The organism is Bradyrhizobium sp. B120 (assembly GCF_049075665.1).
Classification (GTDB): Bacteria; Pseudomonadota; Alphaproteobacteria; order Rhizobiales; family Xanthobacteraceae; genus Bradyrhizobium.
The window spans coordinates 1,496,905-1,520,451 of the sequence record NZ_CP185242.1 but is presented as its reverse complement, the minus strand read 5'-3'; the positions used below and the strand labels follow the sequence as shown (position 1 = coordinate 1,520,451).

21 protein-coding genes are annotated in these 23,547 nt (G+C 64.6%); 4 read left to right on the top strand and 17 right to left on the bottom strand.

Translation table 11 applies throughout. From position 1 onward, the window contains the following. Positions 1–225 precede the first annotated feature (225 nt). The 3 genes from ACOIX3_RS07270 to ACOIX3_RS07260 all read right to left on the bottom strand — a co-directional run bounded on the left by ACOIX3_RS07270 (position 226) and on the right by ACOIX3_RS07260 (position 3,189). Positions 226–1,956, bottom strand: a complete 1,731-nt coding sequence (locus ACOIX3_RS07270) for a methanol/ethanol family PQQ-dependent dehydrogenase (RefSeq protein WP_420969074.1) — start codon at positions 1,954–1,956, stop codon at positions 226–228. Positions 1,957–2,079: 123 nt separating this feature from the next. Then, on the bottom strand, positions 2,080–2,727 hold the full coding sequence (locus ACOIX3_RS07265) for a ubiquinol-cytochrome c reductase iron-sulfur subunit (RefSeq protein WP_420969073.1): 648 nt from the start codon (positions 2,725–2,727) through the stop codon (positions 2,080–2,082). Between the two features lie 126 nt (positions 2,728–2,853). After that, positions 2,854–3,189, bottom strand: coding sequence for a hypothetical protein (locus ACOIX3_RS07260; protein WP_212313255.1), 336 nt, complete (start codon positions 3,187–3,189; stop codon positions 2,854–2,856). A gap of 63 nt (positions 3,190–3,252) precedes the next feature. Between ACOIX3_RS07260 and ACOIX3_RS07255 the strand changes: the two genes are divergently transcribed. Together ACOIX3_RS07255 and rpoH are read left to right on the top strand one after the other, a co-directional pair. Next, the gene (locus tag ACOIX3_RS07255) at positions 3,253–4,233 is read left to right on the top strand and encodes an RluA family pseudouridine synthase (RefSeq protein WP_420971677.1); all 981 of its coding nucleotides are present in this window, start codon (positions 3,253–3,255) and stop codon (positions 4,231–4,233) included. A 217-nt stretch (positions 4,234–4,450) separates the two neighbouring features. Then, positions 4,451–5,347, top strand: coding sequence for an RNA polymerase sigma factor RpoH (rpoH, locus tag ACOIX3_RS07250; protein WP_021077401.1), 897 nt, complete (start codon positions 4,451–4,453; stop codon positions 5,345–5,347). A 366-nt stretch (positions 5,348–5,713) separates the two neighbouring features. Here rpoH and ACOIX3_RS07245 read toward each other — a convergent pair whose 3' ends face one another. From ACOIX3_RS07245 to ACOIX3_RS07205, 9 genes are all read right to left on the bottom strand, one after another. After that, complete coding sequence (locus ACOIX3_RS07245) at positions 5,714–6,568, bottom strand: arylamine N-acetyltransferase family protein (RefSeq protein WP_420969072.1); 855 nt, start codon at positions 6,566–6,568, stop codon at positions 5,714–5,716. An 80-nt stretch (positions 6,569–6,648) separates the two neighbouring features. Next, positions 6,649–7,968 carry a nucleotide disphospho-sugar-binding domain-containing protein gene (locus ACOIX3_RS07240; protein WP_420969070.1) on the bottom strand — a complete coding sequence of 440 codons (1,320 nt, stop codon included), beginning with the start codon at positions 7,966–7,968 and terminating at the stop codon, positions 6,649–6,651. Continuing rightward, complete coding sequence (locus tag ACOIX3_RS07235) at positions 7,965–8,594, bottom strand: TetR/AcrR family transcriptional regulator (protein WP_420969069.1); 630 nt, start codon at positions 8,592–8,594, stop codon at positions 7,965–7,967. The genes ACOIX3_RS07240 and ACOIX3_RS07235 overlap by 4 nt, the downstream gene beginning before the upstream one ends. Before the next feature lie 190 nt (positions 8,595–8,784). Continuing rightward, on the bottom strand, positions 8,785–9,210 hold the full coding sequence (locus ACOIX3_RS07230) for a hypothetical protein (protein WP_420969068.1): 426 nt from the start codon (positions 9,208–9,210) through the stop codon (positions 8,785–8,787). A 217-nt stretch (positions 9,211–9,427) separates the two neighbouring features. Beyond that, complete coding sequence (locus tag ACOIX3_RS07225; protein WP_420969067.1) at positions 9,428–10,309, bottom strand: L,D-transpeptidase; 882 nt, start codon at positions 10,307–10,309, stop codon at positions 9,428–9,430. A gap of 436 nt (positions 10,310–10,745) precedes the next feature. Continuing rightward, positions 10,746–11,363 (bottom strand): N-acetylmuramoyl-L-alanine amidase, encoded by a 618-nt coding sequence (locus ACOIX3_RS07220; RefSeq protein WP_420969066.1) that lies wholly within the window; start codon positions 11,361–11,363, stop codon positions 10,746–10,748. Positions 11,364–11,399: 36 nt separating this feature from the next. Continuing rightward, the gene (locus ACOIX3_RS07215; RefSeq protein ID WP_420969065.1) at positions 11,400–12,614 is read right to left on the bottom strand and encodes a GGDEF domain-containing protein; all 1,215 of its coding nucleotides are present in this window, start codon (positions 12,612–12,614) and stop codon (positions 11,400–11,402) included. A gap of 637 nt (positions 12,615–13,251) precedes the next feature. Then, positions 13,252–13,863 (bottom strand): LysE family translocator, encoded by a 612-nt coding sequence (locus ACOIX3_RS07210; RefSeq protein WP_420969064.1) that lies wholly within the window; start codon positions 13,861–13,863, stop codon positions 13,252–13,254. A gap of 140 nt (positions 13,864–14,003) precedes the next feature. Further along, positions 14,004–14,405 (bottom strand): response regulator, encoded by a 402-nt coding sequence (locus ACOIX3_RS07205; protein ID WP_420969063.1) that lies wholly within the window; start codon positions 14,403–14,405, stop codon positions 14,004–14,006. Positions 14,406–14,558: 153 nt separating this feature from the next. On the opposite strand from ACOIX3_RS07205, the gene ACOIX3_RS07200 reads away from it, so the two are divergent. Then, positions 14,559–15,425 carry an SDR family NAD(P)-dependent oxidoreductase gene (locus ACOIX3_RS07200; RefSeq protein WP_420969061.1) on the top strand — a complete coding sequence of 289 codons (867 nt, stop codon included), beginning with the start codon at positions 14,559–14,561 and terminating at the stop codon, positions 15,423–15,425. Between the two features lie 207 nt (positions 15,426–15,632). Here the strand turns inward: ACOIX3_RS07200 and ACOIX3_RS07195 are convergent, their stop codons facing one another. The 5 genes from ACOIX3_RS07195 to ACOIX3_RS07175 all read right to left on the bottom strand — a co-directional run bounded on the left by ACOIX3_RS07195 (position 15,633) and on the right by ACOIX3_RS07175 (position 20,113). Next, a complete protein-coding gene (locus ACOIX3_RS07195; protein ID WP_420969060.1) occupies positions 15,633–16,478 on the bottom strand; it encodes an FRG domain-containing protein in 846 nt (281 codons plus the stop codon). A gap of 159 nt (positions 16,479–16,637) precedes the next feature. Continuing rightward, positions 16,638–17,444, bottom strand: coding sequence for a lytic murein transglycosylase (locus tag ACOIX3_RS07190; RefSeq protein ID WP_420969059.1), 807 nt, complete (start codon positions 17,442–17,444; stop codon positions 16,638–16,640). Between the two features lie 55 nt (positions 17,445–17,499). Continuing rightward, positions 17,500–18,459: a DUF817 domain-containing protein gene (locus ACOIX3_RS07185; RefSeq protein WP_420969058.1), complete on the bottom strand. Its 960-nt coding sequence runs from the start codon at positions 18,457–18,459 to the stop codon at positions 17,500–17,502. 79 nt (positions 18,460–18,538) lie between these two features. After that, the gene (locus ACOIX3_RS07180; RefSeq protein ID WP_420969057.1) at positions 18,539–19,432 is read right to left on the bottom strand and encodes a DUF4231 domain-containing protein; all 894 of its coding nucleotides are present in this window, start codon (positions 19,430–19,432) and stop codon (positions 18,539–18,541) included. Positions 19,433–19,702: 270 nt separating this feature from the next. Then, positions 19,703–20,113 carry an ester cyclase gene (locus ACOIX3_RS07175; RefSeq protein WP_420969056.1) on the bottom strand — a complete coding sequence of 137 codons (411 nt, stop codon included), beginning with the start codon at positions 20,111–20,113 and terminating at the stop codon, positions 19,703–19,705. Between the two features lie 505 nt (positions 20,114–20,618). Here ACOIX3_RS07175 and ACOIX3_RS07170 point away from each other — a divergent pair. Continuing rightward, complete coding sequence (locus ACOIX3_RS07170) at positions 20,619–23,438, top strand: CHAT domain-containing protein (protein ID WP_420969055.1); 2,820 nt, start codon at positions 20,619–20,621, stop codon at positions 23,436–23,438. Positions 23,439–23,547 lie beyond the last annotated feature (109 nt).

The following is a 23,547-nucleotide window of genomic DNA, read 5'->3' as shown; positions in this document are numbered from 1 at the left end:
TTGAAGGCAACATCGTCATTGCGAGGAGAGACAGCGACGAAGCGATTGATCTCTCCGCATATGCAGGCCGGTGGATTGCTTCGCTGAGCCTGTCATCGGGCGCGCGTTCGCGCGACCCGTTGGCTCGCAATGACGTGGAAAGAGAAACGGCGAGCGGACCGGGAAGCGGCGGGCTCCCCCCTCGCCGCTTCCCGATCGCATCGCCCCCTATCGGTGGTTCGCGCCTTACTTCTTGTTGAGCGCGAACACCCAGATCACGCCGCCTTGCGGGACGTTGTTCTCGAAGCCCGCAACCTTGCCGGCGAGCGCGTCCTGGATGCGCTGCGCGTCGACGCCCCAGCCCGACTGGACCGCGATGTACTGCGTGCCATCGACCTCATAGGACATCGGCATCGCCATGATGCCGGAGTTGGTCTTCTGCTCCCACAACAGTTCGCCGGTCTTGGCATTGAAGATGCGGAAGGCGCGGTCGTTGGTGCCGCCGGCGAGAACGAGATCGCCCGCAGTCGCGGTCACCGCGCCGAACAGCTGCGAGGTCTTGTAGTCATGCTGCCAGACCTTCTTGCCGGTGACCGGATCCCACGCCTGCAACTCGCCGAAATGATCGGCATTGGGTGCGGGCGTCAGTCCGATGTCCTCCGGCTTGGTGCCGAGCCAGAGCTGACCGGGAACCAGCGGCTGCTTCTCGCCGGTGAAGCCGCCGCAGAAGTTTTCGTTGGCGGGAACATAGACGAGCTTGGTGTTCGGGCTATACGCCGCCGACGGCCAGTCCTTGCCGCCCCACAGCGACGGGCAGAACTCGACCCGCTTGCCGAGCACGGGCTTGTGCTCGGGATCGAGGATCGGCCGGCCGGTCTCGGCCTCGATGCCCTTCCAGACATTGGTCTTCACGAACGGCCAGCCGGCGACATAGTTGATCTTGTCCGGCTTGCGCTCCAGCACCCAGAAGATCGCATCGCGGCCGGGATGAACCAGGCTCTTGAACGACCGCCCGTCGCGCTGCATGTCGATCAGCATCGGCGCATCGACCTCGTCCCAGTCCCAGGAATCGTTCTGGTGATACTGGAAGTGGGTCTTGATCTTGCCGCTGTCGGGATCGAGCGCGATCACCGAGCTGGTGTAGAGATTGTCGCCGGCATGCATCGAGCCGGGCCATGGCGCGGCGTTACCGACGCCCCAATAGACCGTCTTGGTGTCCTTGTCGTAGGTGCCGGTCATCCAGGCCGATCCGCCGCCCGATTTCCAGTCGTCGCCGCTCCAGGTCTCGTGACCGGGCTCGCCTTCGCCGGGGATGGTGAAGGTGCGCCACAGCTCCTTGCCGCTGTTGGCGTCGTAGGCGACGACATAGCCGCGCACGCCGAACTCACCGCCGGAGCCGCCGACGATCACCTTGCCGTCGACCACCAGCGGCATCAGCGTCAGGTACTGACCCTTCTTGTAGTCCTGGACCTTGGTGTCCCAGACCACCTTGCCGGTCTTGGCATCGAGCGCGACGACGTGATCGTCGGTGGTGGCGAGATAGAGCTTGTCCTCCCACAGGCCGACGCCGCGGCTGGTCGGATGCAGTTGGAACAGATCGTCGGGAAGCTGTCGCTTGTAGCGCCAGTACTCGTCGCCGGTCTTGGCATTGAGCGCGATCACCTGCCCCATCGGGGTCGCGACGAACATCACGCCGTTGTTGACGATCGGCGGCGCCTCATGGCCCTCGATGACGCCGGTCGAGAAGGTCCAGGCCGGCTTGAGGTCCTTGACGTTGGACGTGTTGATCTGGTCGAGCGGACTGAAACCCTGTCCGTCATAGGTCCGGCGATAGAGCATCCAGTTGCCGGGTTCGGGATTTTCGAGACGCGCAGAGGTGACGGAACTGTAGTTTTCGATCGGCCCTGCGACGGCGTAGGTCGAAATGAGGCACGTGAATGCGACACAACTCGACAGTAACCACTGCTTGCTTGTCATGAGATGCTACCTCCCTGCTCTGTTTTGTTTTTTCAGTTTTTGTTTTGAGCATGATCTCTTCGGAAAACCGCTTCGCACTTTTCCGGATCATGCTTTAGGTCATGCAGAACTCCCGGTGCGGCCTCATCCTCCCTGCTGAGCACCCACCTTCCCGACGAATGGCGCTGCGACCGTGATCGCGCCGTCGGCAACCGTCAGCGGCAAGGCCGCGAGGCGTCGTGGCGCCGGCCCGAAGACGACCTGCGCATTCTGCCGCGGATCGTATTCGGAGTTGTGACAGAGGCATTTCAAAACGTTCTTGTCGCCCTGATCTTGCTTCAACCAAGCGGTGATCGGACATCCGGCATGCGTGCAGATGACCGAGTAGCAGACGATGCCGTCAGGTGCGCGGGCGCGCGTGGCATCGTCGAGTTCGCTCGGATCGAGCTTGACGAGCACGACCTCGTTGAGCCGCGAACCCTTGCGGACGACGGAACTCTTCGGATCCTGCGGCCAAGCGCGAATGGGCGGTCCGCCGAGCTTCAGATCATCCGACTTGATGACCTGGCCGGCCTTGTCGCCTTCGGCGCGGACCAGGACGTCGGCTTTTTGCGGTCGCTCACTGGCGCCGGGCTGATCTTCATCGTCGGCAGCTGCGGGCTCGATCGCGGCGAGACAGGCGCAGCCCGCAAGCGCGGTCAACACCGCGCGACGCGTCGGGTCGGTGCACGACGCTGCCGCTTCGGATTCACCGCACTGTTCGCTGGAAGCGCTGGGGTTGGACTCCGACATGGCGCAAGCTGAGCGTGCAACTCAGCCGAAAAGATGGCGGCACACATTCTCGATGCGCGAACGCATGCGCAAAAAACATGCTGCAGCTTTTGGTTGATCGACCGCGCCGCCTCGCGATCGCCTCGATCAGGGCTCGTTGACGAAGCTCAGCCTGCCGACAGGTTTCAGTGTCTTTGCATCAAATGTGCGGATCTCTGTTGCACCGCCTATATCAAGCGTGAGGACCAGCCGTTCGCCGGCTGTGCCGGTTGCGACGATACGGGCGCCCTTCGGCAGCGCAGCAGTGACGTCGGATACGGAAACGGGGCTTCCCTCGCTGCGATAAAGGCGGTAGCCGATGGCAATCAACACGACGGCCACGGCCAATGCCGAGGTCAGGCCCGCGATTAGCATCATGCGCCGCACCCGCGCGATCAGCGCGGCCTGGTCGGGGGTCGGTTCGGTCACAGCGGTGTCGGTCATCACAAGGCTCTATCTTTGCAACAGGTCGATTTGAATCAGGTTTCTTCGAATGGCGGTCAGAAGCTGGAGGTCATCGTCGCAGGCGACGAGGGCTCGGCCCGGCTTGACCGCGTGCTCGCACAGCGCACTCCGGAGCTGTCGCGGTCCCGGCTGAAGGCGCTGATCCTCGCCGGTTCCGTCGCCGTCAAGGACGCCGTCGTGCGCGACCCCGCTTATCATGTCGCCAAGGGCGATACGATCATAATCGACGTGCCGGAGGCCGTGCCCGCCGAGCCTCAGGGCGAGGACATCGCGCTCGATATCGTGTTCGAGGACGACGACATCATCGTCATCAACAAGCCCAGGGGGCTCGTGGTGCATCCCGCGGCCGGCCACGCCACGGGAACGCTGGTCAACGCGCTGATCGCGCATTGCGGCTCGAGCCTGTCGGGCATCGGCGGGGTCAAGCGGCCGGGCATCGTGCACCGCCTCGACAAGGACACCACGGGGCTGATGGTGATTGCCAAGAATGACCAGGCCCATCAGTCGCTGACCGCGCAATTCGCCGACCACGGCCGCACCGGTCCGATGGAGCGCGGCTACATGGCGTTCGCCTGGGGCGTGCCGAACCGGCCCCACGGCACCATCGACGCGCCGATCGACCGCCATCCGCACGCCCGCGAAAAAATGGCGGTGCGCCAGAGCGGCCGCGAGGCGATCACCCATTTCGATGTGCGCGAGAGCTTTGCCGGCCGCGACGGCAAGCCGGTCGCCTCGCTCTTGGCCTGCCGGCTCGAGACCGGGCGGACCCATCAGATCCGGGTGCACCTTGCCCATCTCGGCCATCCCCTGATGGGCGACAGCGTTTACGGCGCGCACTTCAAGACCAAGGCCGGACAGCTCGGTCCGGAAGGTAAGCACGCACTTACCGCGCTCGGCCGCCAGGCCCTGCACGCCTATCTGCTGGCTTTGGAACACCCCCGCACCGGGGAACTTTTGCACTGGGAGTCGGCTTTGCCGGAGGATTTGCTTCTCCTGCAGCGGGCGCTGGCAGCGGCGGTATGACGCACCCCTCCCGGAAAAGCCACGTTATGACAACAGGTTATACCTGCCACACGGGGACGTGACGTCAGCAATCCTTCCCTATCACGGACAGTTTGGTGTATGTTGCACCTGCGTTGAATATCCAACGCGGAACATCGCAGCATGGCCGGCTTTAACCCAGCGGCCACCTGCCGGGCCCGCCGCTATCGGGGGTCTGAACCACTGGAGGGCGCAAGTAATGGCCCGTACAGCTACGTTGCCGGTCCTCAATGGAGAATCCGGCCTTTCACGTTACCTCGCCGAGATCCGCAAGTTCCCCATGCTGGAGCCCCAGCAGGAGTACATGCTCGCCAAGCGTTGGCGCGAGCATGACGATCGCGACGCGGCGCATAAGCTTGTCACCAGCCATCTCAGGCTCGTGGCCAAGATCGCCATGGGCTATCGCGGCTACGGCTTGCCGATCTCCGAGGTCGTCTCGGAAGGCAATGTCGGCCTGATGCAGGCGGTGAAGCGATTCGAGCCCGAGAAGGGCTTCCGTCTCGCCACTTACGCCATGTGGTGGATCAAGGCGTCAATACAAGAGTACATTCTGCGTTCCTGGTCGCTCGTGAAGATGGGCACCACCGCGAACCAGAAGAAGCTGTTCTTCAACCTGCGCAAGGCGAAGAGCAAGATCTCCGCGCTGGAAGAGGGTGATCTCCACCCCGACCAGGTGAAGCTGATTGCCAAGCGCCTCGGCGTGACCGATCAGGACGTGGTCGACATGAACCGCCGCCTCGGCGGTGACGCGTCGCTCAACGCCCCGATCCGCGACGACGGCGAAGCCGGCGAATGGCAGGACTGGCTGGTCGACAACTCGCCGAACGCCGAAGCCTTGATGGCCGAGAGCGAAGAGTTCGATCATCGCCGCCAGGCCCTGAACGGTGCGATCGGCGTGCTCAACCCGCGCGAACGCCGCATCTTCGAGGCGCGGCGTCTGGCGGATGAGCCGATGACGCTGGAAGACCTCGCCGCCGAGTTCGGCGTGTCGCGCGAGCGCGTGCGGCAGATCGAGGTCCGCGCGTTCGAGAAGGTGCAGTCGGCCGTCAAGGGCACGATCGCCCGGCAGGAAGCCGCACTCGAAGCCGCGCACTAATCGCGCGGCGGTAGGCCAACAGACACGAAAGCCGGCGGCAACGCCGGCTTTTTTGTTGCCATGGATGGCGCGCGATCGTTTGGCTTCGGCGCGCCCGCGAACCGCTCTCAAACCAACAGACTTGTCGCAAGCGTCGCCGCCGAGGTCAGCCTTCCTGCTCGCCGCGGTTCTCGATCTTGCGTAGCGCTCACTTGGTCGGATGGAGTTCCCGCGTTCGGGCTTCCAGTTCAGATTGATCGTGCCGTGTGACGTAGCGGCGGTTCTGGGTGTTGCTGCTGGTTTTGTTCGATGACGCTCAGGTCGCCGCCATTGACACACTCGATGGAGGGCAGGTCGTGGACTTGTTCGTCCCAATTTTCAAAGCGATCAGATGATTTCTGCATGGTGGCGCGACAGGACCGTCTGGATTTTTTCCCAGACGCTTCCAGGCTTCGGAACAGCGAGTTCGAAGATCGTTTCGAACGTGTCGGCAAGATGATCCGCGCTCGTGATGCGCTGTTCGTTGACGCTGTCTGCCGTCACGCTGCGCAGACAATCGTTGTGCAGGGCGATGTAGCCGTCGGTGGTGTGGCGCAAGACCGCCAGTGCGTTGGTGAACGGCGAACCGGGATCCTGCGTCAGCCAGCCAAGCGTAGCGGCTATGGCGGCCTCGTCGCTGTGATCAGGCTGGAAATCGAAACTGTGCGCCATGCCGCGCGCGTGGTTCCTGAAACGCAGCCAGCCATCGTCGGTCGGCACGATCGAAAAATCGAAACCACGTTGGCTGATCGGTCCGACTGCAAGGGGTACAGGTTCCACGATGGCGTCGGACACACCGACGTCGGCAAGGTACGCGCGGTCGAGATCGACACGCAGGGTCAGATGGTTGCCCATGACGATGTCGCCCAGCGTTTCACGATTGACGCCGCCGCACAGGCGGGTCACGCGGAAGCCGAGCGCGGCGAGTGCCGCGCCGAACAGGCCGTTCATCTCGTAGCACCAGCCACCACGCTTGCCCTCCACCATTTTTGCGAAGGCGGCGGCCGGCGCGATCGAGGACGGCCATCCCATGAAAGCATCCAGCGCCTCCCAGGTGAAAGCCATGGCATGGGCGCGGTGCAGTTCCGACAGGCTGGCGACGTCGAGAGAAACCGGGCGACCGACCCCGATCCTTGCGAGATAGGCGTCCAGTTGGCCAGACGTCAGGGTCATTCCACTTTCGCTAGAAGAGACGTGCGTCATCCTTCGGTCTCCTTTCGATGAACCGTTCTCGAGGTTTTCGATGCCGTGTTTCGGGGCCTGCCGCGAGCAGCGGGTGCCAGTCACGCGGCGGATCGAGCTCTTTGGGAAGACCTCCGTGCGAAGTCCTCGATTTCTGCGACGAGCCGTGCAGGCCCCGGACCTTCCTCGGCAATGGCGCGCCCAAGCGCCACCGCCCGCTCGGCGAAGCGCGGTTCTGAAACGACGCGCCGCACGGCCTCGCCGACCACTTGCGGAGGCACTGAAGGATCGAGGCGCAGGCCCGCACCGTGATAGTCCACGCGCGCGGCGTTGTCGTTCTGATCGCGCCCCATCGGGAGAACGACGAGGGGGACGCCGTGGCTCAGCGATCGTATGACCGTGCCGTGCCCGCCATGGGTGACGACGGCGCGGGCTTTGGCCAGGATGTCGTCATGCGCTGCATTGGGAAGAATTGTGACATTCGCCGACGACTGAAGCCGAAGCCCCTCGAGTGCTTTGCCGAGGGTGACGACCACCTCGACCGGCTCCCCGGCCAAGCCGGATATCACTCGCTGGAGCACATCGGCCTGCCCCTGATTGGTGGTGCTGAACGATACGAGCACGAGTGGCCGTATCTCGCGCGCAGGTCGGCTCGTCCAGCGTTCGCGGGCCCAGCTCGGCATCTCCAGCAGCGGCCCCACATAGCGCACACGGTCTGGCAGGCGCTCGGTGGGAAAGTCGAAGCTGCTGCTGGTGGCAAGGAGATGGCGGCCGGCGCTCAAGGGCTGTTCGTGGACATGGGCCAGCGGCGCAAGGCCGAAATGAGCACGGGCGGCGTTGAGCCGAGGCAGGAAACCGTCCCATAATTGCTCGGCCGTTGCCGAAACCTCGGCGTCGCGCGCGCTGTCGGCCGCCGACCGGGCGGGCTGAAAGCCCGGACCGAACGGCGGATGTCCCGGGAGCGGCCAGAGCGAGATGTTGCTTGCGAGCAGGGCTGTCGGAACTTTCGCAACTTCGCCGGCAAGCATGCTGCCGAACAGCATATCCGAGCCGAGAAGGATGTCGGACGGCTCCGTTGCCAGTGCTTCGAGAATATCCTCGGCATAGGATTGCGCTGGTCCGACGAAGACCCGCTCGCACCCTCTTTGGAAGCCGGCCAGGGGATCGGTGGTTTCCCAATCACGCACAAAGCAGCTCTCAGGCGAGCGATCTGGACGGTTCGGGGCGCGCTTCCATGGCAGGAATCGAGCCCTCGCCTCGATCGCCTCCACGCGCATCGTGTCGTCGGCGATCAGGCGCACGTCGTGGCCTCGGCCCGCGAGGGCTCGGACGGCCGCGAGCGTCGGCGGCACGTTGCCGCCGCCTTCCCAGCAGGCCGCCAAGATGCGCAGATGCGGCGCCACATCTGTCGTCTTGATCATTGCCTTGGTCCTTTCTCGATAGAGACCGGATCAGTCGTCGCATCCTCACGCAGCAGGCGCTCGATCGCCTGCGTCATGAGCCGGTGTGTCTCCGCCGCTGAATGTCCTTGCGCCCTGCGCAGCAGATGCCAGATCCAGACATCGGTCTGCACCAGCAACTGCGCGAGCCGATCGCCGCGGGCCTGGCTGTCGAGCTTGTCGAGCCAGGCCTTGAACATGCCCTTGATCCACTCGCGATGACCTTTGCGTCCGCGGTCGAGGACGGCGGCGAACTCTGGAATGCGCGCTTCCTGCCCGAGCGTTCGCACGATGATGTCGCCGGTGCGTTCGTAATCGTCGATCAGGAGCGTGACGATCTCCGCCACGCTTTGCGCCGGCGTGCTCCAGCGTTGGGACTGGATCGAGACATCCATCTGGGCCGCCATGGCGCTGAGCACGCCGGTCTTGCTGCCGAACCGCCGTATCACGGTTTGGCGGGTGGTGCCGGCCGCGGCGGCGATGTCGTCGAGCGTGATCTCGTCGAACCAGCGCTCTGCGAGGAGCGCGTTCAAGGCACCGACGATCTGCTGCTCGGTGTCCTGAACCGCATTGGCGCGCGCCGACTGGCGATAGGCTCGCGGAGACATCGTGTCGCCCCCAATTTCATGTTACACAATGTAACTCTAAATTTAGGGCATGTCAAACGGGGGCTGGCGACGCGCGGCAAGCCAACAGACACGAAAGCCGGCGGCAACGCCGGCTTTTTTGTTGCTGGCCGAACGCCGCTAGGTGGCTGTTCTTCCATTCACTCGATCTGAAAGCGGACCAGACGCCGATCTAGCGGGCGGCCGGGTCACCAAGGTGCTCCGAGCCGGGTTCAGTGTGCGCGAAGGAAAGCCACCACAAGCTCCGCACTACAGGCAATGTGAAAACCACGCAGACCGCGATGATTATCGCGTAAGTCAGAATGCCGCTTGCGTTGATCAGCGTCTTCGCGCCCAAGACCAATGGGACCGCCCAGTACGCCACGAATACGATGGCGTAGATTCTCCAAAACAGTTTCGGAAGAAGATGCGTGTTGAAGGCCAGCAAAAACAGACTCACGAGCGCGGGGAGCAGTACTGCTGTCGTGATCAGACGAAATGCCGTCTCGTCACGCGCGGCATCAAAGAAAGCCCACAAGTAACCAAGCGCGTAAACAAACGCGATAACCCTCCACCACATTGCAAGCCCCCCGTTGCGAGCAACGCGGTTGTAGATCAAGCTCTGGTAGCAAGGCAATCATCCATCTGCACGCAGAAGAAACCAGCGATGGCTTGCGGATGTACGGGTAAGGATGCCAGCTATCGCAAGGGCTCTGCGCTCGCGGCCATGGCGCGGCAGCGGAGCCGGAAGCACGCCTACTCAATAAAGTCCGGGACGCCTGCTTTCGCTCCACCCATCCTACGAAACTGGTTTTTGGCATGATGCTCGGATTGAACTACTGGGCATCGGCCATCTTCGGTCGAGGTGACAGCAACTGCAGGTTCGTTGCCGAGGGCCGGTTCGAGAGCGACGCCGGGTCCTGCGTTGAGACGGCGGCGTCGGGCGGCGCTCCCTGGGATGGTCGATGGGCAGCTTGTGCCGGGAGCACGATCACTTTCGCTCCGACCTTCACGCGATCGTAGAGGTCCATGACGTCCTCATTGGTCAGCCGGATACAGCCGGACGAAACCCGCTTCCCAATCGTGTCGGGCTTGTTGGTGCCGTGAATTCGATATTCGGTATCGCCCAGATACATCGCCCGGGCGCCGAGCGGATTGCCGGGACCGCCTGCCATGAACCGCGGCAGATAAGGCTGGCGCGAAATCATCTCTGCCGGCGGACGCCAGTCCGGCCATTCTGTCTTGCGGGCCACGGTCTGTTCACCGGACCATGTGAAACCTTCGCGGCCGACACCGATGCCGTAGCGCATCGCCTGTCCGTCGTTCAGAACAAGGTAAAGGAATGTGTTTCCGGTATCGATGACGACGGTGCCCGGCGTCTGGTGACTGGCGTAGTCGACCACCTGCCGAACAAATCTTCCGGGAGCGTCGGCGGCTTTTGGTGTTTCGATCCGGGGCGCGGGCGCTGGGACCGGGATTGGAACCGGAGCTGGCGCGGGAGCCTGAACCGGCGCCGCTACGTGAACAGGAGTCGATGGCGCAGGACTAGACGGCGCCGGGACCTGGTGCGCGGCCTGCTTCCGTATCGGTTGAACGCTCGCCGGCCGCCACAGCAAACCGTACCCCAATGCGACCGCCGCCACGGCGCCAATTGCAACTCTTCCCGCCACCGGTAACGCGAGCGCCTCAGTCTTCCTACGTTTCGCCCGCTTAGCCATGTCTTTCCCCCGATCCCTGTGCTTCGAACAGGTACCCAGCAAATTTTAACAAGCTTCGAAGCGATTTCACTCAGGCTGGAAATCGCCAAGCGTCGTTAACGCGAGCGCTTGTTTGGAATGGCTCAGCGAAAACGGGGAACCCGGTACACGGCGGCGTCGAGCCGGGCGATGACACCGAGATGACGTACGCAATGACGGTGCGTGGTATCGTGCGAGAACCATCCTCATCGTCGTCCCTGCTTTCGCAGGGACGACGCCGGGAGAAGCCGCGGCCTTTCGGCTCAAGCACTGGCGTCTCTGGGATACTGGATCGCCCGGTCCCGGCTACGCCAAGGCTTCGCCGAGGCTTTCGCTCTCGGCGCGCCGTAGCTTTAGCGGAGGCGGCAAGCCGGGCGATGACAGCTGTTTGCTGGGCCGAGCATGACGCGTACCCGCCCTACTCGCCCCACTCTCGCGCCATGGTCGCGAGCGCGCAGCCTTCGCAATAGCGGGCGTCCTTGAAGTCGATCCAGTTGTGGGCGTAGACGTGGTCGAGCGGAATGCCGTAACGCGCGCGCAGCACCTTCACCAATACCCGCCATGCGGTGATCTGCGCGTCGGTCGGGCCCTTCGTGACGTCGGGATAATTGCCGGCAAACTCGACGCCGATCGAGGTGTCCTTGTTCACCTGGCGATAGGTCTTGCTGTTGTCGACATACTTGTTGTCGTTGCGGTCGGCGCCGTCGGTGTGGGTCGGGACCAGATTGTCGGCGACCGCCCAATAGACCGTGCCGTCGGTCTCGACCCAAACCATCACGCCGCGGCGGGTCGGGTTCTTGTGCTGCTCGGCGGCGCCATTTCGTGCCGAGCCGGCCGGGCCTTCGGTCTGGTGCACGATGATGTTGCGCCAGGGATGCGATTTGGCGACGTCGCCCCAGGGCGACAGCCAGACCATCTTCAAGCCGGGAATCTCGGGCGTGCCCTGTGATCGCGCGATGACAGCGAGATCAGTTTCGGCCGATGCGGCGGAGGACAGCAAGAGCGCAAAGATTACGGCGAGCAGGCGGGGCATCATTAGGGAAATATCCAGTATCGCCCCCAGTTAGCACGCTCAGGCGCGCTTGCGCAGGGTCTCCTCCACGAGAGCGACCATCTCGGGCGGCAGCTTCGGCTCATAGGTCGCATAGCCGTTCTTGCCGCCCTTCTTGGCGTCGTAGAGTGCATGGTCGGCGGCGGCGACCAGGCGGTCGGGATGCTGGCCGATCTCGCGGGTCCATTGCGCGACGCCGATCGAGACCGCGATCGGAATATCATTGCCGGTGCACTGCTCGGCGTCGGCGCGGCAAACCTCCAGCACGCGGCGGGCGATCATGGCGCCCTCGCGCAGGGTCGAGGACGGCAGCACGATGCAGAACTCGTCGCCGCCGGTGCGGGCCAGCATGTCGCCCGGGCGGAGCCTCGTCTGCGCCATCAGCGTGAAGTGCTGCAGGCAGGCGTCGCCGGCGGCGTGGCCATGGGTGTCGTTGATGCCTTTGAAGCCGTCGAGGTCGATCACCAGCAGCGCGAAGGCCTCGCCGTTGCGCTCGGAGCGCGCGCATTCCTCGGTCAGCCGCTGCAACAGATGGCGGCGGTTGCCGACGCCGGTGAGATCGTCGAGCAGCGCGAGGTCGGCGACCTCGTTGCGCAGCCGGTCGATCGCCATCAGCAGGAAGCCGAAATTGAGCGCCATCGACAGGAATACCATCAGCAGGATCACCAGCGACTGGCTCGCATTGAAGCGAACGAAGGTGAACTCGCCAGGCTCGAGCACGGCGCCGACGAGGCGCAGCGCATAAATCCCGATCAGCACGGAAGCGACGATGCCGGCAAGCCGCGCGCCCGGGTTGACGCGGCCGTTCTCGGGTGACAGCAACAGCTTCAACGTCAACGCCAGCGGCATGACCTGCGCTATGGTGTAGACCAGGATGCGCATCGGCATGCTGTCATAGCCAAAGATGAAGACACCGAGGCCGACAAAGGCGAATGCGGTGGACAGCGCGGTGCTGCGCCAGCCGACCGGCTTGCCGTAGAAGCGCTCGATGCCCATCGCGGCAAGGCCGGCGGCGAACACCATCAGCGTCCCTGCCGCGAGCAGCGGCAGCAGCGAGTCCGTCATCATGACGCGGAGCATGGCGCAGGCGGCGCCGGCGGACGCGACGAAGGTGGACGCGGTCCAGAACCGCGCCGCGCCGAAAGCCGGATAGCTGCGCGCGACATAGGCCCAGATCAGGCCGAGCGCGAGAAAATTGATAACGAATACCGTCCAAAGCGTCGGAACGCTCAACATCGCCCCTGTTCGAGGCCCGTATCGGCCTCGCCTCTTCTGAAATGACCGTCCGCCCCTTGAGGCGTTTTCTCCCAATGGCAATCCCCGTTGCCTTAGGGACAGGATGCGGCCGCGCCGCTTAACGGACTCTCACCCGCTACGCGCCAATCCGCGCTGTGGTTTTGAATTGATGAAGATTCCCGAACCGGCCGTTTGCGCATCGTTAAGCATGACGGATGCGACGCCGCCGCGACGCGTGACACGCGCACACTGGCGAAAAACTGGCGAAAACACGTAACAGCTGTGGATAACACGATGACAGCGCGGTGACAGCACGCGGCAGCAGCCTCCGAATCTGCTGAGTTTGATACTGAGGATGTTGCGAGGCTGGCCCTCCGCCAAGCATGCCTCGGAGTCGCGTTCAATCCATTAAACCCTGAGAGGATACTATGGCTAAGAAAGCGAAGAAGGCGAAGAAGGCGAAGGCGAAAAAGGCCACCAAGAAGAAGGCCGCCAAGAAGTAACCAATTTTCTCGCCCGGGTAGCGGCTCCTGCCCTGCCCGGGCACCCGATCCGGACTATCCAGGCAGGGACGCAAGGCAGCAGGCGCAAGGCCTGCTTTTTTAATGCCTGCCGCAAGGCGCGAGGCAATGCGACCTCAACGCTCCGCGAAGGCGAGCTTGGCGCCGAGCAGGGCAAAGCCCGCGGCAAAGCTGCGCCGCAGCCAGGCCATCACCTTCGGCCGGGTGATGACGCGGTCCCGCACCGACGCTGCGAACAGCCCGTAGACCGCGAACACCGCAAAGGTCATCGCCATGAACACGCCGCTCAGCTCGACCATCCGCGCCAGCGGGTGCGGATCGTCGACGGCGATGAACTGCGGCAGGAAGGCCAGGAAGAAGATCGACAGCTTTGGATTGAGGATGTTGATCAGGATGGCGGTCACGATCACGCGCCCGCTCGAGCGCGGCTTGATCTCGGTGTCGACGGCGAGCGCGCCGCGCTCGCGCAGCGCCTGCCAGGCCATATAGAGCAGATAGACCACGCCGCCCCATTTCAGCGCCGCGAACGCCATCGCGCTGGTGTGCAGGATGGCGGCAAGGCCGAGCATCGCCGCGATCATCTGCGGCACGATCCCGAGCGTGCAGCCGAACGCCGCCGCCACACTGGCGCGCGAGCCCCGGGTCAGCGCCACCGCCAGGGTATAGAGCACGCCGGTGCCGGGCGAGGCGACCACGATCAGGGTGGTCAGCAGGAAGGACCAGGTCATTTCAAAATCCCCAGGGACATCAGCCGCCAATATCACGTCCCGCCCCCAGGGCGGAAGCAGCCAGCGGCCGGCCGGCCCCTCGCCAGCGCTGACAACTCCGTTATGGAGGACGACCCCGGTCTTGTCAGGATCTGCTCTCGTTAGGACCTCCGCGACCCGCTGCCCGACAGCTCCGACGCCTTCATCTCGGCGACCCGGATGACGTCCAGCGGCGCCCAGGGCTTGGACCAGAACAGGGTGCCGTCAGGCAGGCGCTGCCGGAGCGGTTTGCCCGAGGTCACGATCACATCGAGATCGGGGCTGTATTTCTTCGCGACATAAGCGAGCTCGACGCCGGTCATGTTTCCGGCCAACTCGACATCGGTCAACATCAGCACGATGCTGTCGCCGTTGCTCCGCAGCACCAATTCTGCGGCCTCCGCGCTCTCGCAGGAGATGACCTCGAACTCGCTCTCCGCAAGCAGCAATTCGATCATCTCGCGCTGCATCGGGTCGTCTTCGACAACCAGGGCCTTCGCACGACAGGGTCTCGATTGTCCCATGGCTGGGCCTCCCTTGGAATGCCTCGGTTTGAGAAGTGTGACGAGGGTCAAACACCTGGGCGCTGGATAGTTCGGTTCCAATCTGAGAAAAGTGGGGAAACCCGCCGTGTTCCTCACGGCTCCCACCCCTCGTTGAGATGGAGCTGACCTGACATGACCGCGATCTCTGGATCTGCCGCCGCCGTAACCGGGGCCGCCAGCGGCATCGGCCGCGCGCTCGCGCATGAACTGGCGCTGCGCGGTTGCGACCTGGCGATCGCCGACCGCGACGAGGCCGGCCTGCAGGCCGCCGCCGCCGAGATCGCCAAGGCGAGCCCGCGCAAGGTCACGGTGCATCGCCTCGATGTCAGCGAGCCCGGGCAGATCACGGCGTTTGCCGAAGCCGCCGGCGCCGCCCATCCCGGGCTCAACATCGTCGTCAACAATGCCGGCGTCGCGCTGCTCGGCCAGTTCGAGGAGATCGAGCAGGCGCAGATGGAGTGGCTGTTCAACATCAATTTCTGGGCCGTGGTGCATGGCAGCCGCGCCTTCCTGCCGCTGCTTTCACGGCAGCGCGAGGCGCATATCGTCAACATCTCCTCGATCTTCGGCATCCTCGCGCCGCCCGGCCAGAGCGCTTACTGCGCGGCCAAGTTCGCGGTGCGCGGCTTCTCGGAAAGCCTGCGCCACGAGCTTGCGGTGGCAGGCAGCCCGGTGCGCCTCTCCGTCGTGCATCCCGGCGGCGTCGCCACCAACATCGCGCGCAACTCGCGCACCGGCGCCGGCATCACCGACAATGCCCGCCGCTCCGAGGCGATCGAGCGTTTCGACGCGCTGGCTAGGACCACGCCGGCTGCAGCCGCGCAGCGCATCATCGCCGGCATCGAGAAGAACCAGCCGCGCATCCTGATCGGCAAGGACGCCCGCTTCATGGACCTGCTGCAACGCTTCCGTCCTGCAACCTACTGGAAGGTGATGCAGCGGATGATGGAGAAGACGGCGGCGCGCCGGCTGGCGCGCGAGGCGGCGAGGGCCGGTTGAATGTGCGGCGGCGCGCAGGCCCCGCACACCCCGTCGTCGTCCCTGCGAAAGCAGGGACCCATAACCACAGGACCGGGTTGTTGAGCACGCTGCGGCTCCAGCGTCGGACATTACGGGCATTTGTGGTTATGGGTCCCGGGTCAAGCCCGGGACGACACTGAAGATGTTGCGCGAGCGGTGTGTCACCAAGCGCTCCGCGAAGCCTGATCACCCCAGCTGCTTCTTCACCCCAAGCGCCAGCCGAAACAGCGGATCGCTTCGCTCCGACGGATAGAGCGCGCTTCGCGCCACCTGCGGGAAATTGTCGTTCTTCCAGAACGCCGCCGGCGCGAACGAGAATTTTGCGACCAGCCGCCGGCCGAAATCCATCTCGTAGGGGAAATAGTTTTCTCTCTCGTCGGTGCCGGATACTTCAGGATATTCGCCGAGCAGATAACCCTCCTGGATATGCGGCCGCACCGCCGCCGGCGGACAGACGCTGGAGAGCCGCACGATCTGCAGGCCGGCCTCGGCGCTCGCGGTGATCGCGCCGCTGAGGTTCGGCACGCCGAGCACATAGAGAAAGGCGGTGCCGGTCTCCGCCAGCGAGGCAAACGACGCCGCGATCCGGATCGAATGGGTGACGTCGAGCAGCGGCGTGGTGCAGACCTCGTAATGCTGCAGGATCGACCAGCGCAGGATGCGATGCCGTTTCAGCCGCTCCAGTCCGAGCAGTTTTGCTTTCGCGTAGTCCGCAATCAGGATCTGCTCGGCGCGGGCCAGCGCCGCGAACCGCGACGCCAGCGTCGCGCGGTCGGGATTGCCGCGGCCGGCCCGGAACAGCGTCGGCTTCAGCGACGAGTTGCGCTTGACGTTCCTGAAATCGGCGCCCTGGCCGCGAAACAGCAGCACATGATCGCGGTTGAGAAATTGCAGCTCGGCGATCTTGGTCGCGAGCTCGAGATAGGAGCCGACGCGATGCCCCGGCCCCTCCCGCACCGCCGCGTTCTTCGCGATCTGGCATCCGCGGCGGTCGAAGAACGACCAGATCTTTTGGCTGCCGATGGTTTCCATGGGTGCTCCGCACTCTCAACCCGTCATTCCGGGGCTCGCGAAGCGAGAGCCCGGAATCCATTTCTCAACACGTTATGCGGCCTGATGGATTCCGGGCTCGCGCCAAGAGGCGCGCCCCGGAATGACAGTGGTGGGGATGGCGGCCGCGCGCCTTGCTGGTCACCGCCCCACCAGCTGATCGGCAAAGTACCCGATGGTCTTGCGATAGATCACCGCCCTGTTCCACTCGCGCATCGCCTCGAAGTTGGCGGTGCCTTCGCCGTAGGGCGCGCCCATCTTGAAGCCGCTGGTATGCAGCAGGTTCGCGGTCGAGGCCAGCACGTCGGGCACCGAATGGCGCAAATCGACATGACCGTCGCCGTCGAAATCGACGCCATACTTGATGTAGGACGACGGCAGGAATTGTGTCTGGCCGATCTCGCCGGCATAGGCGCCGATCATGTCGTTGAGGCGGAGATCGCCGCGTTGCAGGATCTTGAGCGCGGCGAGCAGTTCGCCCTGGAACAGCTCGGTGCGGCGGCAATCATGCGCCAGCGTCGTGAGCACGCGGAACACCGGCAGCTTGCCCATGTCGCCCTTGCCGAAATCGGTCTCCAGTCCCCAGATCGCGACCAGGATCTGGCGCGGCACGCCGTATTGCTGCTCGATCTTCGAGAGCAGCGCGGCGTGCCGCTGCAGCATGGCGCGGCCGCCATTGATGCGCCCGGAGCCGACGCGGGTTGCGACATATTGCTCAAACGTCTTGTTGAAGGTGTAGCGCTGCCGCCGGTCGAAGGCGAGCACCCCGCCGTCCTGCTGCACGCCGCCGAGCGCCTGCGAGATCACATCCTGCTGGATGCCGGCCGCGGCCGCCTCCTGCGAGAACGACTGGACGAAGGCGGGGAAACTGCCGCCGCAGCGGGCGGCATAAGAGGGGGTGGCAAGCAGCAAGGCGCCGAATACAACCGCCAAACGACACCTGAGCATGCAACAATCCCTCCTGCTTCGAATGGCCGATCATGCCACGGAGCAAACGAGGCAGTCAAAGCGTCGGCACAGACACTCGACCGGCAGTCTCGGCGTCCCGCCGGCGCACGCCGGCAGCCGCATTGTCGCCCCTCCACTTCAGCGGCGCATTCACCAGGCTGACCAGCGTGTAGCTGATGATCAGGAGCAGGAACCAGGAGCCGAGCTTGTCGATCGAGACCATCGACCAGCCGAGCCGCTGCGAGGGGTAGAGCCAGGTTTTGGTGAAGGTGCCGATGTTCTCGGTGAACCAGATGAACAGCGACACCAGCACGAGGCCGAGCAGCAGCGGCATCGCGCGATAGCGGGTCCAGACCTTGAAATAGACGCTGGTGCGGCCGAACAGCCAGATCGCCCAGGCGAACAGCAGCCAGCGCAGGTCGATGATGTAATGGTGGCTGAAGAAGTTGATGTAGATCGCGACGCTGAGGGCGATCAGAGCGAGACGGCGCGGGTGGTGCGAGAAGCGGAAATCGAACAGCCGCCAGCAGCGGCAGATGTAGCTGCCGATGCAGGAATACATGAACCCCGAGAACAGCGGCACGCCGCCGATATGGAAAATGCTGGGCTCCGGATAGATCCAGGAACCGACGTGTGTCTTGAACAGCTCCATCGCCGTGCCGACGACATGGTAGATCAGAATGACCTTGGCCTCCTCCCATGTCTCGAGCCTCCCGGCGAGCAACGCGGCCTGGACGGCGAGCATGCAGAGAAACAGGAAGTCGTAGCGCGACAGCGCCGCGTCCGGCGGATAAAAGCGCCAGGTGCCGATCATCAGCGCCACCGCGATGCCGCCGAACAGGCAGGCCCAGGCCTGCTTCACGCCGAAGCGCAGGAATTCGTAGACCGCCGCAGTCCAGCGGCGCTGCGCCATCAACAGGCCGAGGCGATGCTCGTCGGCGATGAAGCGGCGCAGCGGCGGCCAGTTGGCCGCGGCGCTCGCGATCGGCTTGGTTGGTGTCAGCTTGTGATGCACACCGCGGACGATGGCCGTGGATCACGGTCGCAGCGCGGCGGAGTTGTGCAGATTTTGCTCAAACCGCACGCGTGAACTCTCACGGGCTCGACGTCGTCCCGGGCTTGCCGGTGAACTTGGCGATCCAGGACATGTTCTCGGTCGCAAGGATGTTCTCGCATTCGTTGACGAAGTCCGACCATGACGGGCGCGGCCGATTGGTGCAGTCCTCGAGCCGCCGCGCCGTGGCACGATAGGTGGTGACCAGGAAATCGTAGCGCGAGGCTTCGACATGGGCGAGCACGGCGCCGCCGAGCGTGGTCAGCACGGCCGTGAAGGCGACCATGTCGAACGGAACACCGGCTATCACAGGCTTGGCTTCCACGCCGGCAACCGCGGTAAGCAGGGTTGCCAGTGCCGCGAGCGCGAACTCGACGTGCCGCAGGCGCGATGCGATGACCTGATAGCGGGCAGCCCGCTTCGTGAACCAGCCGATATGCCCCTGCACGCGCTGCGTGATGTATTGCTGCTGTTGCAGACCCTGGCGGGGCAGCGACCCCTGCCCCGCGGCCTGGACCAGCTGCGGCAACAGGTCCTCACCATCGGCCTCGATCTTTCGACCCTCGTCGTCGAGCAAGGCGTCCGCCTTGGCCGCGTCGTCATAGGGGGCTGCGCTGGCGGCAAAGCGATAGGCCTCGCGCTTGAGGCGCTCCGAGATCGCGCGCGCACGCACCCAGGACGAGATGCGATCGGCGCCGAGCAGACGTTGGGTGAAGAAGGTCGCGATGGCGAGGCTCACGGCGCCTGCGATCGCAACCGTGGTGCGCGGCGCGGTCGTGTTGTCCGGCAGCTGGCTGGCCACGGCGGCCAGGACCGCACCGAGCGACGACAGGGCGAACACCGACCAGCGCGCCCGGTCGATGGTCGATTTCAGCTGGTTTGCGGTCTCTGACCACTGCGCATGGCGGTTCGCAATCGTGTCCAACATGGCCATCGCAAATACCCTCGAGCAACGCGCGAATTATTTCAGGACAACATCGGCTCCAGCAGCATGGGCACAAAACAGGTCTTGGAATAATCGATGTCCATGCTCGCTTCCAAATATCGTCGAGCAATTCAAAGGTTCATTCTCATCCAATAACAACCTTTGGTCAAGACAACCGGAGCACGAAATCCTGGCGCGCGGAAGCCGCCGATCGGCGGCCCGCGGTGGTCGAACCGGCCGTGGTGTATCGGAACAGCACAAGGAGAGTGCGGCGGAAGCTCAGTCCTTGAGCTGCCGCTCCAGATCGACGAAATCGATCTCCGCCCAGCGCTCGGAGATCTTGCCATCGTGAATCCGCCAGAACGTCATCCCGCGGAATTCGACGTGGCGGCCGGTCGGGGCAATGCCGCGCCACGGGCTGCGGTGCCGGCCGCGCCAGACGAAGCGGCCGGCGACGATGTCGCGCTCGGCCACCAGGCATTCCGCCACCGCCGACAGATCGGCAAAGGTCTCGTGCATGGCCGTCGCATGCGCGATCACCTCCTCCACGCTCATCCGCTTGCCGGCGGCATGGTCGAAGAAGTCGGACGCCAGCTGCGCGCGGATCGCATCAGGATCGAGCCGATTGGCCACGGCGTCGTAATGCGCGAGCACCAGCGCCTTGTTGGCGTCGAGGGTGACGTTGGACATCGGCGGGGCGCCTTCGATCAAAGGAAAAGTTGCAGAAAAGGAAGGATGCGCCTCATACGCGAATCGGGCGGGACGGTGCAAGTGACGATGGTCAGAAAAAGCCGCCGCTTTAGACCCGCGCGCGTTTCTATTCCGAAGCGAAAGGCGGCCGCCGGGAAACTGCGACGGCTGTCGTTCGTCACGGCGCGGCGCCCGCGAAGGGCAGGCCCAGCCCACACGCGAGCGGTAACATCATCCGACGACTGGATCATTCTGGTGGCATACAAGGGGCGGCGCACGACAGCGAGCGCCACACTGCACGGCGGCATTTCGGGGCGCGATGCGTGAACGGCGCAGCCGCCTGCCGCGACCAAGAGGAGCACAGCGCGGCACGCCGGCGTGCGGTCGCCAGCCGTGTCTTGTTCGTGCAAAGGCGCGCGGTTAGAGCCAAGCACGCTGGCTGCAACGACACCGTCATGCGGGGGCGCCATCCGGTGACGGGTTTTGGAATGAGGATGTACTGCTGATGAAGGTTGCCGGGGGTCTCGCACGCGCGCGCAGGATAGCCGCATCGCTCTGTATCATCCTCGTGTTCGGCGCTGTTCTGATCGGACCGATCGATACCGCCGCAGCACAGAACTCCCCGGCCAAGCGCACGCCGGCGCAAGGCGCCGGCGGCACACAGGCGATCGGCGCGCAGATGAAGAACGCCATCGCGCTGACGCGCGGCGGCAAGTTCGACGCCGGCTATGCACAGCTGCTCGCAGCACTGGATGCGGCAGACAAGCTCGACGACGCGCAATTCGTCATGGAACAGTATTTCGACGCGACCGCCGCGCTGCGCGCGGTCAAGCGCGACGATCTGGCCGAAAAACTGTTCGTCCGCGCGTTCAAGGGCAAGGCGGCGGCGCAATCGCCGCCCGGCAATGCCGACGTGCTCCTGATGTACGCGATTCTCATATCCGACCACGCCAGGATCGCGGAAGCCGTCCCGCTCTACATGAAGGCGATCGCGGCCTTCAACGCCTATTGGGGCGAAGGCTCCGAGGAATCGCTGATCGCCAATGACAAGCTCGCAGTCGCGCTGTCGGCCAACGGCTCGGCGGCGTCAGCGACGAATTTGGGCCGGCACAATTTCGAGCTTTCCGAGAAGGCGTTGGGGCCCGACCATCGCACCACCTGGAAGCTCGCCAACAACTATGCCGACATGCTGCGCGAGATCGGCGCGCCGGCAAAGGCGCTCGAGCTCGATCTGTTCGCGATCGAGAAGCGCGCCAAGCATTACGGCGAGAACCATCTCAACACGCTGGTGACGGTCAACAACGCCGGACAGGATTTTCTCAATCTCGGCCGCTTCGACGATGCCCGCCGCTATTTCCGCCGGCATCGCGCGATCGCGACCGTGCTTGCGCCGAAGGATCCGAGCTTCGCCGGCCAGGCCGATGCCTGGCTGTTCTACACCGACATGCTCGCCACAGGCGATGCCGCGATGTCGCCGGCCGACCTGGAGCGGCTGGAGGCGATCGTTGCCAATGAGGAAAATTTCGCGGACTTCCTGCGCATCAAGGCCGCGGTGCTGGCGGCAGGCCGACGCGAGCAGCGCGGCGAACGAGATGCGGGCATGCGGCTGCGCGAGACGGCGCTGGCGATTTCGACCCGCGCCTTTACCGCGCAGCACCCGCTCAGCTTCGAGATCAAGCTCGGCATTGCGACAGCCCTGATCGCTGATGATCCGAACCGCGCCGTGCGCGCGTTCACCGCGCTCGACCGCGAGATGTTCGACTGGATGAAGCGCGAGGTCGGCACATCAGGCGATCGCGCCGTCGCGGAAGCGATCCGCGCCCATGCCGACCATCTGCTGTTCGCGTTCGGCCGCTTCGCCACCTCCGCCGGGTCATCGGTGGCACAGCCGGCCTTTGCCGCCGCCGTGCTGCGCTGGAAGACGCTCGGCGGCGGCGACGCCACGGCGCTGCGCCAGCTCGAGACCCAAATGGCGGACAAGGACGAGGAGACCGCGACGCTGCTGCGCGCGGCGCTGCGGCTCAACGGCGAGAAGCAGGAGCTGTTCTCGTCGGGCAATATCGACGACTGGGCGAGGTCCGTGTGGCAGCGGCAGGACGCGGCCGAGAAGGCGCTGAACAAGCGGCTCGACGCGATCGGCGTGAAGCTGCCGCAAGGGGCGATCCGTCCCTCGCAGCTGCTCGCGCCTGACGAAGCCGTCATCAACTATTTCATCACGCGGCAATGGAAGGCGGATCGCCAGTCCAAGGAGCCGCTGTCCGCGACCGTGCTCTACGCCATCGTCGGGACCGCAACGAGCGAGCCCCGCGTGGTCGATCTCGGCGATCCCGGCCGCATGGTCGACACCGGCGTGCGGACCGAGATCGCGCGGCTGCGCACGACGCAGGCCGCCGTGCTGGATCGCGACAACAGGGCGCCCGACGACAGGGCGCTCGACAGCAAAGGCCGCTTCCAGAACCTCCGCGCCCGGCTGTTCGCGCCGCTGGAACCTTTGCTGAAGGACAAGACCACGCTCTATGTGGTGCCGGACGGATTCCTGTTTGCCGTGCCGTTCTCGCTGCTGCCCGGCGCCGACGGCGGCCTGCTGGAGGATCGCACCACGATCCGGATGCTGACCAGCCCCGACGCGCTGATCGCGATCCATGCGCGCGAAAAGCTCGACCGGACCGGCGCGATGCTGCTCGCCGGCGGCATCGAATACGGCCAGCCGGGGCCGATGCCGCTGCCCGGCACGAAGACCGAGATCGAGGCGATCGCAAAACTCGCCCGCGCGCGCGGCGCGCCGGTCGAAATGCTGACCGGGCGCAGCGTCAGCGAAGCTGTGCTGCGCGAGGCGATCGGCAAGGCCCGCATCGCGCATCTGGCGACCCACGGTTTCTATCACGACAGCACGGCGTCCGGCCTCGATACGCTCTGGCAGAGCGGCATCGTGCTCTCCGGCGCCGGCGATAGCCGATGGCCGCTGCGCGACGAGAAGGACGGCTATCTCTATGCCTTCGAGGTGATGGACTGGGACCTGTCGGGCCTCGATCTGCTGGTGCTCTCGGCCTGCGAGACCGGCCGCGGCGACGAGAGCTTTGTCAGCGGCCTGCGCGGCCTGCCGACCGCGCTCGGCATCGCGGGCGCGCGCCGCGCGCTGCTGACGCTGTGGCCGGTCGCCGACGAGGGCACCGCCAATTTCACCGTGCGCTTTTATGAGCATCTGGCTGAGGGGCTGACTTATTCGGATGCGCTGCGCCAGACCCGGCGCGATGCGCGCGACGGCAAGGTCGCGGGCGCCAAAGACGCGAGCGTGTGGGCGGCGTTCGTGCTGTTCGAGGGCTAAGGCGCGCTCCGCCTTGTGCAAGGGACTTACGCCGCCGAATCATGCAAGGCAGATCGTCACCAGCCGCAGGTAATTTGCTTTGACAGCAGCGCTCCGATCGGGGACAAGC